14 protein-coding genes and 1 riboswitch are annotated in these 13,424 nt (G+C 72.4%); of the genes, 7 read left to right on the top strand and 7 right to left on the bottom strand.

The features are described 5' to 3' along the window. Window positions 1–11: 11 nt before the first annotated feature. From R0146_RS06770 to R0146_RS06755, 4 genes are all read right to left on the bottom strand, one after another. A complete protein-coding gene (locus R0146_RS06770) occupies window positions 12–785 on the bottom strand; it encodes a maleylpyruvate isomerase family mycothiol-dependent enzyme (protein WP_317692099.1) in 774 nt (257 codons plus the stop codon). Continuing rightward, on the bottom strand, window positions 782–1,429 hold the full coding sequence (locus tag R0146_RS06765; RefSeq protein ID WP_317692098.1) for a TetR/AcrR family transcriptional regulator: 648 nt from the start codon (window positions 1,427–1,429) through the stop codon (window positions 782–784). The genes R0146_RS06770 and R0146_RS06765 overlap by 4 nt, the downstream gene beginning before the upstream one ends. Window positions 1,430–1,487: 58 nt before the next feature. Continuing rightward, window positions 1,488–2,528: an NAD(P)-dependent alcohol dehydrogenase gene (locus tag R0146_RS06760; RefSeq protein WP_317692096.1), complete on the bottom strand. Its 1,041-nt coding sequence runs from the start codon at window positions 2,526–2,528 to the stop codon at window positions 1,488–1,490. Between the two features lie 70 nt (window positions 2,529–2,598). Further along, complete coding sequence (locus tag R0146_RS06755) at window positions 2,599–3,408, bottom strand: helical backbone metal receptor (protein ID WP_317692095.1); 810 nt, start codon at window positions 3,406–3,408, stop codon at window positions 2,599–2,601. 137 nt (window positions 3,409–3,545) lie between these two features. On the opposite strand from R0146_RS06755, the gene R0146_RS06750 reads away from it, so the two are divergent. Further along, the gene (locus R0146_RS06750; protein WP_317692345.1) at window positions 3,546–3,743 is read left to right on the top strand and encodes an RNA-binding S4 domain-containing protein; all 198 of its coding nucleotides are present in this window, start codon (window positions 3,546–3,548) and stop codon (window positions 3,741–3,743) included. A 37-nt stretch (window positions 3,744–3,780) separates the two neighbouring features. Here R0146_RS06750 and R0146_RS06745 read toward each other — a convergent pair whose 3' ends face one another. Then, window positions 3,781–4,173, bottom strand: a complete 393-nt coding sequence (locus R0146_RS06745) for a hypothetical protein (RefSeq protein WP_317692094.1) — start codon at window positions 4,171–4,173, stop codon at window positions 3,781–3,783. A gap of 145 nt (window positions 4,174–4,318) precedes the next feature. On the opposite strand from R0146_RS06745, the gene R0146_RS06740 reads away from it, so the two are divergent. Together R0146_RS06740 and R0146_RS06735 are read left to right on the top strand one after the other, a co-directional pair. Continuing rightward, on the top strand, window positions 4,319–5,050 hold the full coding sequence (locus tag R0146_RS06740) for a response regulator transcription factor (RefSeq protein WP_317692093.1): 732 nt from the start codon (window positions 4,319–4,321) through the stop codon (window positions 5,048–5,050). Beyond that, complete coding sequence (locus R0146_RS06735; protein ID WP_317692092.1) at window positions 5,043–6,758, top strand: sensor histidine kinase; 1,716 nt, start codon at window positions 5,043–5,045, stop codon at window positions 6,756–6,758. The genes R0146_RS06740 and R0146_RS06735 overlap by 8 nt, the downstream gene beginning before the upstream one ends. Before the next feature lie 44 nt (window positions 6,759–6,802). Here the strand turns inward: R0146_RS06735 and R0146_RS06730 are convergent, their stop codons facing one another. Beyond that, window positions 6,803–7,702 (bottom strand): DUF4031 domain-containing protein, encoded by a 900-nt coding sequence (locus R0146_RS06730; protein ID WP_317692091.1) that lies wholly within the window; start codon window positions 7,700–7,702, stop codon window positions 6,803–6,805. A gap of 25 nt (window positions 7,703–7,727) precedes the next feature. Then, the gene (locus R0146_RS06725) at window positions 7,728–8,498 is read right to left on the bottom strand and encodes a sulfite exporter TauE/SafE family protein (protein WP_317692090.1); all 771 of its coding nucleotides are present in this window, start codon (window positions 8,496–8,498) and stop codon (window positions 7,728–7,730) included. A gap of 206 nt (window positions 8,499–8,704) precedes the next feature. Further along, window positions 8,705–8,774: riboswitch (cobalamin riboswitch) on the top strand. Window positions 8,775–8,864: 90 nt separating this feature from the next. Here R0146_RS06725 and R0146_RS06720 point away from each other — a divergent pair. Genes R0146_RS06720 through R0146_RS06705 form a run of 4 tightly spaced genes read left to right on the top strand, consistent with a single transcriptional unit; the run spans window position 8,865 to window position 13,406 of the window. Beyond that, on the top strand, window positions 8,865–9,554 hold the full coding sequence (locus tag R0146_RS06720; RefSeq protein ID WP_317692089.1) for an SCO2322 family protein: 690 nt from the start codon (window positions 8,865–8,867) through the stop codon (window positions 9,552–9,554). A 38-nt stretch (window positions 9,555–9,592) separates the two neighbouring features. Beyond that, window positions 9,593–10,789 (top strand): CbiQ family ECF transporter T component, encoded by a 1,197-nt coding sequence (locus R0146_RS06715; RefSeq protein WP_317692088.1) that lies wholly within the window; start codon window positions 9,593–9,595, stop codon window positions 10,787–10,789. After that, window positions 10,789–12,399 (top strand): ABC transporter ATP-binding protein, encoded by a 1,611-nt coding sequence (locus R0146_RS06710; RefSeq protein WP_317692087.1) that lies wholly within the window; start codon window positions 10,789–10,791, stop codon window positions 12,397–12,399. The genes R0146_RS06715 and R0146_RS06710 overlap by 1 nt, the downstream gene beginning before the upstream one ends. Further along, window positions 12,396–13,406 carry an ECF transporter S component gene (locus R0146_RS06705; RefSeq protein ID WP_317692086.1) on the top strand — a complete coding sequence of 337 codons (1,011 nt, stop codon included), beginning with the start codon at window positions 12,396–12,398 and terminating at the stop codon, window positions 13,404–13,406. The genes R0146_RS06710 and R0146_RS06705 overlap by 4 nt, the downstream gene beginning before the upstream one ends. Window positions 13,407–13,424: the final 18 nt, after the last annotated feature.

Here is a 13,424-nt window from a genome sequence, read left to right as displayed (position 1 = left end):
TCGGAGGGGCGTCAGAAGGTGACGCGAGCGTCGCCCAGGGCGCGAGCAAGAGGCGGCGGAACTGTGTCGAGCCAGCCGGATCCTGCCTCGCGGCCGGACAGGTGGCGGAGGAAGGCGACGACGTCGAGGACCACGACCGGAACCGGACCGCCGCCGCCCAGCAGGAACGTGTCACCACCCGAGCCGACCAGCTCCAGCTGAACGGCAGGCCCGGCCCAGCGACGCGCGAGATCACGCACCACCTGGGCGACGATCTCGGTGTCCGAGTGATCAGGTGTCACGACTCCCCCGGTGGCGCGGGCGATGTCCTGGCGATGCATCCACACGTCGCGCGGTTCGATCACGTACTGGAGGTAGTAGATGTCGGACCCAGGTGGGAGCGAGCCGTCGTTGACGAGCACGCGGTGCAGGCCCTTGGGGAAGAAGGCGGTCGGCGCCAACCTCTCGGCATCCGCAAGGACCGAGTCGACGGGCGCCCAGCGACGGTCGTCGATCTGGGCTTCGTTCATGGCATCCAGCAGTCCCCTGCCCCGATGCCGGATGAGCCCCACAGCGGCGTGGTAGACGAACAACTGAGGATGGCGGTGCTCGTCCATGGCCGCCACCACATGGCAGACCATGTCCCGGACTCGCCACAGCGGGCACTCCGTGGGCACCAGCCACTGCTCGGGGCTGAGCGCACGGAGCTCCTCCAGCAGGCGCGTCCGTTGGGCGAGGACGACGGACCTGCCGAGGTCGAGACCGGTCAGCGGGACCTCCTCCGCGCGACGTCCACCGGCATTCATGGACGACTCCTGACATACGGACTCACGATGTGCGTGATGAGGTACGGGAGGACCGGGGCGATCGGCCCGTCCTCGTACGGAGCGCCGGGCTCGTTGACGACCTTGCGTGTCATCACGCCGGCGATGACCGTGATGATCGCCTCGGCCAGCAGGTCCGGGTCGACGAGCGGATCCAGGCAGCCGGCGGAGATCCAGGCACGGATCTCCTCCCGGGCGACCTGAGCGACGCGGAGCGACGGGGCGTACGCCTCGACGGATGGGGTGAACTGCGGCACGGGACGCCAGAACATCAACTGCCCGAGCGCATGGTTCGTCACCCCCCATCGGGTGATGACCTCCGCGAGGGTCACCGCCCGGGAGACCGGGTCGGTCTCCCGGGTGACCGGTCCGAGGTCGACACGGACATCGTTGAGAGCGGCCAGGGTGGCTTCCCACCCCCGTCGGAACAGCTCGTCGTAGAGCGCATCCTTGGAGCTCACGTAGGTGTACAGGGACGGTGTACGGACGCCCATCCGACGCGCGATCTCTCCCAGGGACAGACCCGCGACGCCATCGGTCGTCATGATGTCCACGGCATGGCCGACGATCTCGTCGATGGTGGCCTGACGTCGGAGCTGACGGCGCTGACCAGATGTGACGCTCACCACATTCACCTCCTACATGTAGAAGGTAAACCTCACACCATTAGGAAACAAGAGCCTCTCAGAAGGTCGACGCGTCGATCGCGAAGCGGTACTTGATGTCCGACTGCATCATCCGGTCGTACGCCTCGTTGACCTGATCGGCCGCGATCACCTCGACCTGGGCGCCGATCCGGTTCTCCGCGCAGAAGTCGAGCATCTCCTGGGTCTCGGCGATGCCACCGATCAGCGACCCGACGAACGAGCGGCGGTGATTGGTGAACATCCGCACCGGCGCCTGGAACGGCTCCTGCGGCAGGGCCACGTTGCACATCACGCCGTCGACGCGGACGGTGTTGAGGTAGGCGGCGAAGTCGAGCGGCGCGGCGACGGTGTTGAGGACGAAGTCGAAGCGGCCGCGGGCGCCGGCGAGGGCGCCGTCCTGCGAGGTGGCGACGTAGTCGGCGGCGCCGAAGCGCAGCGCGTCGGCCTTCTTCGCGGGGCTGTGCGACAGCACGGTGACCTCGGCGCCCATCGCCGCGGCGATCTGGACGCCCATGTGTCCCAGGCCGCCCATGCCGACGACGGCGACCCGGCTGCCCTCGCCGACGCCCCAGTGGTGCAGCGGAGAATACGTGGTGATGCCGGCGCACAGCAGCGGCGCGGCGTTCTCCCGCGGCATGGTCTCCGGGACATGCAGGGCGAACGCCTCGCGGACCACGATCTGCTGGGCGTAGCCGCCCTGGGTGTACTCCCCGTCCGGCATCGTCTGGCCGTACGTGAGCACCTTGCGGTCGCAGAACTGTTCGTCGCCCGCCAGGCAGTACTCGCACTCACCACAGCTGTCGACCATGCAGCCGACACCCGCGACGTCACCCACCTGGAACTGCGTCACCGCCGCGCCGACCGCGGACACCACGCCGACGATCTCGTGGCCGGGCGCCAGCGGCCACTGCCGGTCGCCCCACTCCCCGGTGACGGTGCTGACGTCGGAATGGCAGATGCCGCAATAGGAGATGTCGATCTGCACGTCGTCGGGACGCAGATCACGGCGCTCCACGGTGAACGGCTCGAGCGGCTTGCCGGCCCCGGGAGCTCCCCAGGCACGTACGGTGGTGGACATCTGACCTCCTTGTTGATGCGGACACCCTGCACGGTAGTCACCCAGCGGTAAGAGCCGACAGGCTCCCCTGTCAGCCGCGCCAGGGCCCGAGGACGTCCTCCAGGTACGCCCGGGCACCGACCATCGCCGGGCCGTACCAGGTGATGGCGCGGCCGTCGAGGCAGACGGTGGGCACCGCATCGGCCCCACCGCGGAACATCTCCGGGCCGTCGTCGGGGCCGAAGGCGTACGGTTCGTCGGGCAGCACCACCAGGTCCGCCGCCGCACGGATCGCCGCGACCTCGACATGCGGGTAGCGGTCGACCGCCTCGCCGAAGGCGTTGTCGAAGCCGAGCCGGTCGACCAGGTCGGCCGTGTACGTACGACTCCCGACCACCATCCACGGGTCGCGCCAGATCGCGATGGCGACCCGGGGCCGAGCGGCGGAGGGCCCGCCAGACACCGATCCGATCTCCCACGCGCGGGCGGCCTCGACCAGCCAGCCGGGTTCACCGACCCCGAGACCTGCCACGAACAGCCGTCGCATCGAGCTGATCGCCTGCTCCACCGACTCGATCACGGTCACCCAGACCGGGATCCCGCGCTCCCGCAGCCGCTCGACATCGAGGCGCCGGTTCTCCTCCTGGTTGCACACCACCAGGTCCGGTTCGAGGGCAGCGATGGCGGCGAGATCGGGGTTCTTGGTGCCCCGGACCCGCGCCACCCGAAGGTCCGCGGGCCGGATGCACCAGTCGGTGGCACCGACCAGACGGTCGGGGACGGTCACCGCGAGCGCCTCGGTGAGGGACGGGACCAGCGACACGATCCGGCGCGGTCCGTCGGCCGGCAGCCGGACAGGCGATCCGAGGTCGTCGAGGAGCGTACGTACCGTGGCGGTCATGCCGCCACCCTAGGCCGCGGCTGGACAATGGGCGCATGCAGCACAGTCCCGACCCGCACCGCCCAGACCCACACGACCCAGACCGGCACAGCCCCGACCCACACGGCCCGGCCGGCCAGGCCCCTGACGCGCCGGCGATCCGTCTCGGGCAGTTCCTCAAGCTGGCCGATCTGGTCGACACCGGCGGCGAGGCCCGCACGCTGATCCAGGGCGGCCACGTACGCGTCGACGGCGAGGTGGAGACCCGCCGGGGACGTCAGCTGCAGCTCGGCCAACGCGTCACCGTGGCCCTGCCGGGGCGGAAGCCGATCACGGTCGTCGTCGCGGACCACTGAGGGTCGGCCGCACCGACGGACGCACCGGACGACGGGCCTACGGCTCGACGGACCCGGCCTCGGTCGCTCCCGGACGGTCGACGGCCTCGGCGGCCGCCAGGCCGTCACCGGTCACCGCGATCGCCTCGTCCTCGTTGCCGAGCACCCCGGTCTCGTTGCCGAGCACCCCGGTCCGGCGCAGCCGGTCGACGTACTGCTTGGCCTCGGCGAGCCCCGCCCCGGTCCGTTCGCGGTAGAGCATCACGGCATCGATGTAGCTGCGCTGGACCAGCGCATCGTGCACCGCCTCGTCGAGTGACTTCTCGGCGGCCTCGCGACCGGCATTGTCCAGCAGCCAGGCGACCTGCTGCTCGAGCTCGTAGACGCGGTCGCGCAGACGCTCGATCTCGGCACGTACGTCGAACATCTCTCCCGGTCCAGAAATCTCCACGGGCCCACATTAGAGGCGGCCGGTTCCGTCGGCAGCCTTTCGAGCTGTGGCGGAACCCCGCAACCCCTCAGACACACATGCCATTCACAGCTGACACACAGATTTAATGACTCCACCCATCGATCAGCGTGGCAGTCTCATGACTATGACCGACCGTTCCCACGGCACCCTCTCCCGCCCCGACGGCTCCCCCATCCGCATCCTCGCGGTGGACGACGAACCGGCGCTGACCGAGCTGCTGTCGATGGCCATGCGTTATGAGGGGTGGGAGGTGTGGACCGCGGCAAGCGGTCAGGAGGCCGTGCAGGTGGCCCACGAGGTCCGTCCCGACGCCGCGGTGCTCGACATCATGCTGCCCGACTTCGACGGCCTCGAGGTGATGCGCCGCATCCACGCCGACCAACCGGACCTGCCGGTGATTTTCCTGACCGCCCGCGACGCGGTCGCCGACCGGATCGAGGGGCTCACCAGCGGGGCGGACGACTACGTCACCAAGCCGTTCAGCCTCGAGGAGGTGATCGCCCGGCTCCGCGCCCTGCTGCGGCGCACCGGCGCCTCCCAGGCGGTCAACACCTCGACCCTGGTGGTCGGCGACCTGACCCTGGACGAGGACTCCCACGAGGTCACCCGCGGTGGCGACTCCATCCACCTCACCGCCACCGAGTTCGAGCTGCTGCGCTACCTGATGCACAATCCGCGCCGGGTGCTCAGCAAGGCCCAGATCCTCGACCGGGTGTGGAACTACGACTTCGGCGGCCAGGCGAACATCGTCGAGCTCTACATCTCGTACCTGCGCAAGAAGATTGACGTCGGTCGCCAGCCGATGATCCACACCCTGCGCGGCGCGGGGTACATGTTGCGCCCGGCCGATGAGTGACGTGCCCGCGCCGCCGCCGCAACCTCCCCCGGCGGCCCTCGGCGGGCTGGTGGGCGGCCGGCGTCGGCGGCGCACCGGCACCCGGTCCGCCGGTGCCGTGCTGGACCCGTCCGCGTCCGGCGGACCACCGGCCCGCGCCCACCCGGACACCGCCGCCCCGCACCGGGTGGGCGCCGGCCCGCTGCCCGCCCGAGGCACCCTGACCCGGAACCTGGTGGTGCAGGTCAGCGGCATCATCGCGGTCGTCGCGATCGCTCTCGGCCTGGTCACGACGCTCGTTGCCCACGGCGTGTTGATGCGACAGTTCGACGCCCGCCTCACCAGTGCCCTGGCCCGTCAACAGAACGCGGCGAACAACCCCGGTGAGGCCTTCCCCGGCGGCATCGACCTGCCGGGCCAGCCGATCGGCACCGTGGTGGTCGTCATCACCGACGAGGTGGCCGCCGACGGCAAGGTCACCACCATCGCCCAGAACGGCATGCTCGCCACCGACGGCATCCACCCGGTGCCCAGCAACGCCGCCCTGCGAGCCCTCTACAACCTGCCCGTCGGCACCGGCGCCCACAACGTCGACCTCGAACTGCTCGGCCCCTACCGTGCGATGGCGGTCAAGGACGGCACCGATCGCGTCATCATCGGCCTGCCGCTGACCGAGACCCGGACCGCGGTGGTCACCCTGGTCTGGACGGTGGCGATCCTCTCGCTGCTCGCGGTGGCCGTCAGTGTCGTCACCGTCTACGTCATCGTCGTACGCAAGACGCGCCCGCTCACCGATCTGGCGGCGGTCGCCCGCGAGGTGTCGACGATGCCGCTGGAGCACGGCAACGTCGACCTGGGCCGCGGCGTCTCGCCACCGCGCTCCGCCCACGCCGCCGAGGTGAGCGACGTCGCGGAGGCGATCAACCAGATGCTGGGCCACGTCGAGGCGGCCCTGAAGGCCCGACAGGCGTCCGAGTCGGGGGTCCGCCGGTTCGTCGCCGATGCCTCCCACGAGCTGCGCAACCCGCTGGCGGTGATCCGCGGCTACGCTGAGCTCACCCGCCGGGAGCGGGGCACGATGTCCCCGCAGACCGCCCGCTCGCTCGACCGGATCGACGCCGAGGCCGCCCGGATGTCGGCCATGGTGGAGGACCTGTTGCTGCTGGCCAGGCTCGACAACAGGTCCGCTCCCGCCGCCGAGCCTGTCGACCTCACCGAGATCGTGGTCAACGCCGTCGCCGACGCCCACGCGGCCGGCCCCGACCACCGCTGGTCCCTCGACGTCCCGCCCGAGCCGGTGGTCGTCATCGGCGACCGCAACCAGCTCCACCAGGTGGTGGTGAACCTGCTGGCCAACGCGCGCACCCACACCCCGCCCGACACCCTGGTGACGGCGGGGGTGGCCGTCACCTCCGTACCGTCCCGGTGGGGCGCCCAGGAGGCGATCCTCACCGTCCACGACAACGGGCAGGGCATTCCCAGCGCGGTGATCGGGCAGGTCTTCGACCGGTTCGTCCGTGCCGACTCCTCGCGGTCCAGGATCCGTGACGCCTCGGCCCCCAACGGCAGCACCGGCCTCGGTCTGTCGATCGTCGCCGCCGTGGTGGCCGCACACAACGGCCAGGTCACGGTGACCTCGCGGTGCGCCGACGACCTCGCCGGAGCCGAGGCCGAGGACCCGGACACCTGGACCACCTTCACCGTCCTGCTGCCGCTGGCCCCTGCCTAGGGCGGGCTGATGAACGGAGCGAGGGGGCTCGAGGACGGATCGCGTCAGGCACGCCGCAGGCGGCGCTCTTCCTCGGCGAGGTTGGCCTGCGCAGGATCGGTCCACCAGGCCTGACCGGACCGCGTACGGTACAACGGATCGAGCCCGGCCAGATGGTGCAGCACGGCGAGCCGGCCCCGCCGGAAGTCCTCGGCCGGAACGTCCTGGTACTCGGCCCGGACCTGCCGGGTGTACTCCAGGTAGCGGGCCTCGTCGGCGCCGAGGATCGCCAGGTCCCCGTCGACGAGCACGTCACCGGCCGGGTCGCCGTCGGCGGGCCGATGGGCCGCGGTGAGCCGCACCAGCCGCGCCACCTCCTCGACCTCGCGGGCCGGCACCAGCCCATCCAGCGACCGTTCCGCGAGGACGGCCGACGCCTCCTCGTCGTCCCCCGGACGGCCCTCGTACACCGCGTCGTGGAACCAGGCGGCCAGCCGGAGCGTACGCCCCGGGTCGGTGCCACGACGCAGGTCGGCGACCAGTTCCTCCATCGCCCGATGCAGCTCGGCCAGGTGCTGCGGGGTGTGGTAGCGCCGGTGCGGCTCCGACCAGCGGCCCAACAGGTCCTCGCCGAGATCGACGGCGCGGGGCAGCAGCGCGGCCCACTGGGCCCGGAGCAGGTCGTCGCGGCGCCGTTCGGCGGCCAGCGCCTGGGGCTTGGTCCGCCGCAACCCGGCCCGGCGCAGCGCCCGGACCACCTCGGTCGGGCTCACCTCGCGTGCCCCGGCGGCGACCGCGTCGGCATAGCGCGACGCGGGCAGGTCGTAGTGGTCCCGGTCGAAGGCCCGCACGGGCAGCCCGAGGACGTCGGCGAAACCGTGCAGTTCGGCCAGCGAGGTGTCGGACACCAGGTGGGCGAACAGGGTGCCGTGGGCCGGCCACAGCGGAGGATCGACGAGGAGCATCGGAGCCAACCTACCCGGCGGCCCGTCAGCCGAACCAGACCAGCTTGACCACGGCCACCACACTGACCAGCACGATGAACGCCCGCAGCACGGCCGGCGGCAGGCGACGGCCGATCCGGGCCCCCAGCCAGCCGCCGCCGAGCGCCCCGATCGCTAGCAGTCCGGCGACCGCCCAGCGCACCTGGTGCCAGGCGACGACCACGAACACCAGGGCGGCGAGGAAGTTCGCCGCCGGCGCCAGGATGTTCTTCACCACGTTGATCCTCAGCAGCGACAGGCCGGTGAGGGCGCTGAGCAGCCCGATCAGCAGGACGCCCTGGGCGGCGCCGAAATAGCCCCCGTACGCGCCGGTGAAGAGAGCACCGACGAGCAGGCCCACCCGGCGGCCGCCCGACAAGGGGGCATCGGCCCGGTGCAGGCCGAGCCAGCCGTTGATCCGACGGCCGAGGACCACCAGCAGTGCGGCGAGAACGATCAGCACCGGCACGATCGCGGTGAATGCCTCCGGCGGCAGCACGAGCAGCAGCCCGGCGCCGAGGGCCGACCCGAGGAGCTGGGCCGGCAGCATCAGACGGACCACCGGCCCCACCGCATCCATCTCGGCCCGGGCACCCTGGGTCGCGGTCAGGCCGCTGAAACTGAGCCCGAGGCTGTTGGAGATGTTGGCCGCGACGGGCGGATAGCCGAGGAACAGCAGCGTCGGAAAGGTGATCAGCGTGCCGGACCCGACGACGGTGTTGATGGTGCCCGCGGCGAGGCCGGCCACGATGATCACGATCACGTCAAGGGGCGCCACCGGACCCACGGTAGACCGCCCGGACCGTACGGTCGCTGCGCAACGCTCGGGGCCGACCGTGCTGCCTCGGCCCGACCGTGCTGCCTCGGCCCGACCGTGCTGACCCTGCCCGACCGTGCTGACCCTGCCCGACCGTGCTGCCTCGGCCATCCGTGCTGCCGCCGGCCGTCGCGTGTAGAATCGCCCCTCGGAATACTCGCGTTCCGGGGAAGCCGGTGAGAAGCCGGCGCTGACCCGCAACCGTTAGTCCCGCTGCCGCGGGCGAGCCGGAACACCGGAACGGGAGCCGCTCAATCACTCGTCGTGGACTGCGAGAGAGCCGGCCGTCCTGGCCCGCGCGCATCCACATCGTCGCCAGGAGGCCCGATGTCCGTCCGTCATCACCCGTCCCGCCATCGCTGGGCGCTCGTCACTCTTGCCGCGCTCGCCCTCTTCGTGGCGCCGCTCGGCACCGGGGTGGCTCGTGCCGAGGACGGCTACCGCTACTGGGGCTTCTATCAGGCGGACAACGGCCAGTGGACGTTCTCCCAGACCGCCCCGGGCACCACCACCCCGGCCGACGGATCGGTCCAGGGCTGGCGATTCGCCGTCTCCGGCGCCACCAGCTCCCGCCCGCCGCGGACGATCCCGCCGTTCAACGAGATCTGCGGCAAGGTGCGCCCGGTCGACGGGCAGAAGCGGGTCGGGCTGATCATCGACCCGGGCACGGCGGAGGATGCCCCGCAGGGCACGACCCCCGGCCAGGTGACGGCGACGTGCGTGGTCGCCCCGACCGACGCGACCGCCACCCAGGTGCTGCAGGCCGCGACCGACGTACGGACCGACTCCAGCGGGATGGTCTGTGGCGTCGCGGGCTTCCCGGCCACCGGCTGCGGTGACCCGGTCGCCGACATCACCGTGCCGTCGACCGAGCCGGCCGTCGTCCCGTCGCTGACCGCCGCGGCCGGCAACGCCGCCCCGGCCACCCCGGTGTGGGCCTGGGTCACCGTCGGCGTGATCGTCGTCCTCCTCGCCGGCGCCGGCGTCGTCGTCGCCCGCCGGCGTCGTACGGCCTGACCTGCTGGCACGACCGTCCCCCGATCGAATCGCCTCTCGTGACCGTCGGCCGCCGTACGAGCGCCCACGACCCACGCCACCCGCGGGACCTGCACCCGGTGGCGTGGTGGTGGTGGGCGCTCGGCCTCGGCATCGCGGCGAGCCGTACGGACAACCCGGTGCTGCTCGTCCTGCTGGCGCTGGTCGCCGGCCTGGTGGTGACGTTGAAGCGCTCCGACGCACCGTGGGCGCGGGCGTACGCCCTGTTCGTCCGGATCGCCCTGGTGGTGCTGGGGCTGCGGGTGGTGATCCAGGCGGTCCTCGCCACCCAGACCCAGGGCACCCACGTCCTGGTCACCCTGCCGCTCGTGCCGCTGCCGGACTGGGTGGTGGGGATCAAGCTCGGCGGCCCGGTCACCTGGGAGGCGCTGCTGTCGTCGGTGTACGCCGGCGGGCAGCTGGCGGTGATCCTGATCTGCTTCGGCGCGGCGAACGCGCTGGCCGCGCCGCGCCGGATGCTGCGGCTCGCCCCGGCCGCCCTGTACGAGGTGCAGGTCGCCCTGGTGGTGGCGCTGTCCTTCGCTCCGCAGCTGGTGATCGATGCGCGGCGGGTGCACCACGCCCGCCGGCTGCGCGGCCGCCGGGTGCGGGCCCGGGACTTCTTCCGGACCACGGCGATGCCGGTGCTCGAGTCCGCCCTCGACCGCTCGGTCGACCTGGCCGCCGCGATGGATGCCCGCGGCTACGGCCGGATGCGGCAGCTGGCCGGCCCGCGGCGCCGGATGATCAGCGCCCTCAGCCTGCTCGGCGCGCTGGGCCTGCTGGTCGGCCTGTACGGCCTGCTGTCGGCGTCGATCGGGCCGGCCCTGTCGCTGGGCGCGGTCATCGCGGGCGTCGCCCTCGTCACCGGCGCGCTGCTGGCCGGCCGCACCCGGGCCGTCCGGACCCGCTACCGGCCCGACCCGTGGGCGCTGCCGGAATGGCTCGTCGCCGGCTCCGGGGCGCTGGTCGCCGGGGTGCTGGTCTGGTGCTCGCTGCGCGGCGTCGGCGGGCTCACCATGCCGGGCGCCCTGGCGGTCCCGCCGCTGCATCCGCTGCCCCTGGTCGCCGTCCTGGTCGGGCTGCTGCCCGCGGTCGCGGCGCCGTACGCCCCGGGCACTGCACCGTACGCTCCGGATGCTGCACCTTACGCCCCGGGTACCGTGCCCGATCCCGTTCCTCCCGCCACCGAACCGCCCACGGAGATGGTCTCGTGATGATCGATTTCGACCACGTGTCCCTGCGCTACGCCGGTGCACCGGCGCTCACCCTCGACGACGTCGACCTGCACGTCGAGGAGGGTGAACTGGCACTGCTGGTCGGCCCCACCGGCTCGGGGAAGTCCACCCTGCTGCGCGCCGCGAACGGGCTGGTGCCGCACTTCACCGGCGGTCTGCTCAGCGGCCGGGTCCGGGTCGACGGGCGGGACACTGCGCAGTGGCAGCCCCGCGACCTCGCCGACGTGGTGGGCCTGGTCGGCCAGGACCCGGCCGCGACGTTCGTCACCGACACCGTCGAGGACGAACTCGCCTACACCATGGAGTCCCTCGGGGTGGGGCCGCAGACCATGCGGGTCCGGGTCGAGGAGACCCTCGACCTGCTCGGCCTGGCCGCCCTGCGCCGCCGCCCGCTCACCGCGCTGTCCGGTGGGCAGGCGCAGCGCGTCGCGATCGGCGCCGCGCTGACCGCGCATCCACGGGTCCTGGTCCTCGACGAGCCGACCTCGGCACTCGACCCGCAGGCCGCCGAGGAGGTCCTCGCGGCGATCCGCCGGCTGGTGGACGACCTCGGGATGACCGTCCTGATGGCCGAGCACCGGCTGGAGCGGGTCATCCAGTACGCCGACACGATCGCCGAGATCGCCGCCGGCCGGCTGCTCCGCTCCGGCGATCCGCATCAGGTGATGGCTGAGGCCACCGTCGTCCCGCCGATCGTCCGGCTCGGCCGGCTCGCCGGCTGGGAGCCGCTGCCGCTGTCCGTCCGCGATGCCCGCCGACGGGCCCGTACGCTCCGCGCCGAACTCCCCGACCTGCCGCCGCAGCGCCTCGCCGGCACCGCCACACCCGGCCGGACGCTGGCCGCTGCCAGCGGGCTGACCGTACGGTACGGGCGGGTGGAGGCCCTGCGGGGTCTCGACTTCACCGCGCGGGCCGGCGAGGTGTGCGCGCTGATGGGCCGCAACGGCGCCGGAAAGTCCACCCTGCTGTCGGTGCTCGCCGGGCTGATCGCCCCGACCTCGGGGTCGGTCGACGTCGACGGTCTGGAGCCCCGCCGGGCCGCCCCACACGAGTTGGTACGGCGCGTCGGGATGGTCCCCCAGGATCCGGCCGACCTGCTCTACGCCTCGACCGTCGCCGAGGAGTGCGCCACCGCCGACCGGGACTTCTCCGTCCCGCCGGGCACCTGTGCGGCGCTGCTCGCGGAACTCGCGCCCGATGTCCCCGCCGACCGTCACCCGCGTGACCTGTCGGAAGGGCAGCGGATGTGCCTGGCGCTGGCCGTGGTGCTCAGCGGGGCGCCCGCGCTGGTGGTCCTCGACGAGCCGACCCGGGGGCTGGACTATGCCGCGAAGGAACGGCTGTGCGCCGAGCTGACCCGTCTGGCGGCCGAGGGGCACGGGATCCTGCTGTCCACCCACGATGTCGAGGTGGTCGCGGCGGTGGCCGACCGGGTCGTCGTGCTCGCCGACGGGGAGGCGGTGGCCGACGGACCGGCGCAGCGGGTCGTCACCGGCTCCCCGATGTTCGCTCCGCAGGTCGCCAAGGTGCTCGCCCCGCTCCCGTACCTGACGGTGGGCCAGGTGACCGCGGCCCGGGCGGCGGCATGACCGGGGGCCAGGGCAACGCTCGACAGGGCGGGGCCCGCCCGGGCGAAGCTCGACGGGGCGGGGCCCGGCGTCCGCTGGTGGCGCTCGGCCGCCGGTCGGTCGCGGTGCTGGTCGCCGCGTCGCTGGTCGGGCTGCTCGGCTTCGCCTGGCCGTTCCTCACGCCGGTCGTCCAGGCCGGCGGGGCGAGCGCGGTGAGCCACACCCAGGACGCGCCGTGGCTGTTCGTGCTGGTGCTGCCGCTGCTGGCGGGGGTGGTGCTGGCCCAGCTGTCCGAGGGCGGGATGGATGCGAAGGTCGTCGCCCTGCTCGGCATGCTCACCGCGGTCGGCGCCGGACTGCGGGCCATTTCGCCCGGTGTGGCGGGGCTGGAACCGAGCTTCTTCCTGCTGGTCCTCGCCGGTTACGCGTTCGGACCGGGATTCGGGTTCGTCCTCGGCGCACTCGCCATCGTCGCCGGCGGCCTGATCACCGCCGGCGTGGGGCCGTGGCTGCCGTTCCAGATGTTCGCGGCGGGCTGGGTGGGGGCCTTCGCCGGTCTGCTGCCGGGCGCCGGAGGAGGACGGCATGGCACGGTCGGGAGCGGCACCGGCGGGCACAACGGCGTCATCGAGCACAGCGGCACCATCGGCGCAGTGCGGCTGGCGCTGCTGGCCGGTTACGGGCTGGTCGCCGGCCTCGCGTACGGCCTGGTGATGAACCTGTGGTTCTGGCCGTTCACCACCAACGGCACCGGCCTGTCGTACGTCGCCGGGGATCCGCTGGCGACGAATGTGAGTCGCTATGCGGCGTTCTGGCTGACCACGTCGCTCGGCTGGGACCTGCCGCGCGGCGTGGTGACCGCGGTCCTGGTGCTGGCCTTCGGGCGTGGGCTGCTGCGGGCCTTCGCCCGGGTGACCCGGCGGGCGGCGTTCGGGGCGCCGGCGGGTTTCGAGGCGCCGGCGGGGCCCGAAGGAGCGCCGATCAAGAATCCTGACACCACCCCTCGATCCGATCGGGGGGTCGATTGACTGTCTGACCGTTGCTCT

This window comes from Raineyella sp. LH-20 (assembly GCF_033110965.1).
GTDB lineage: Bacteria > Actinomycetota > Actinomycetes > Propionibacteriales > Propionibacteriaceae > Raineyella.
This window is presented reverse-complemented; position numbering and strand designations above follow the sequence as displayed.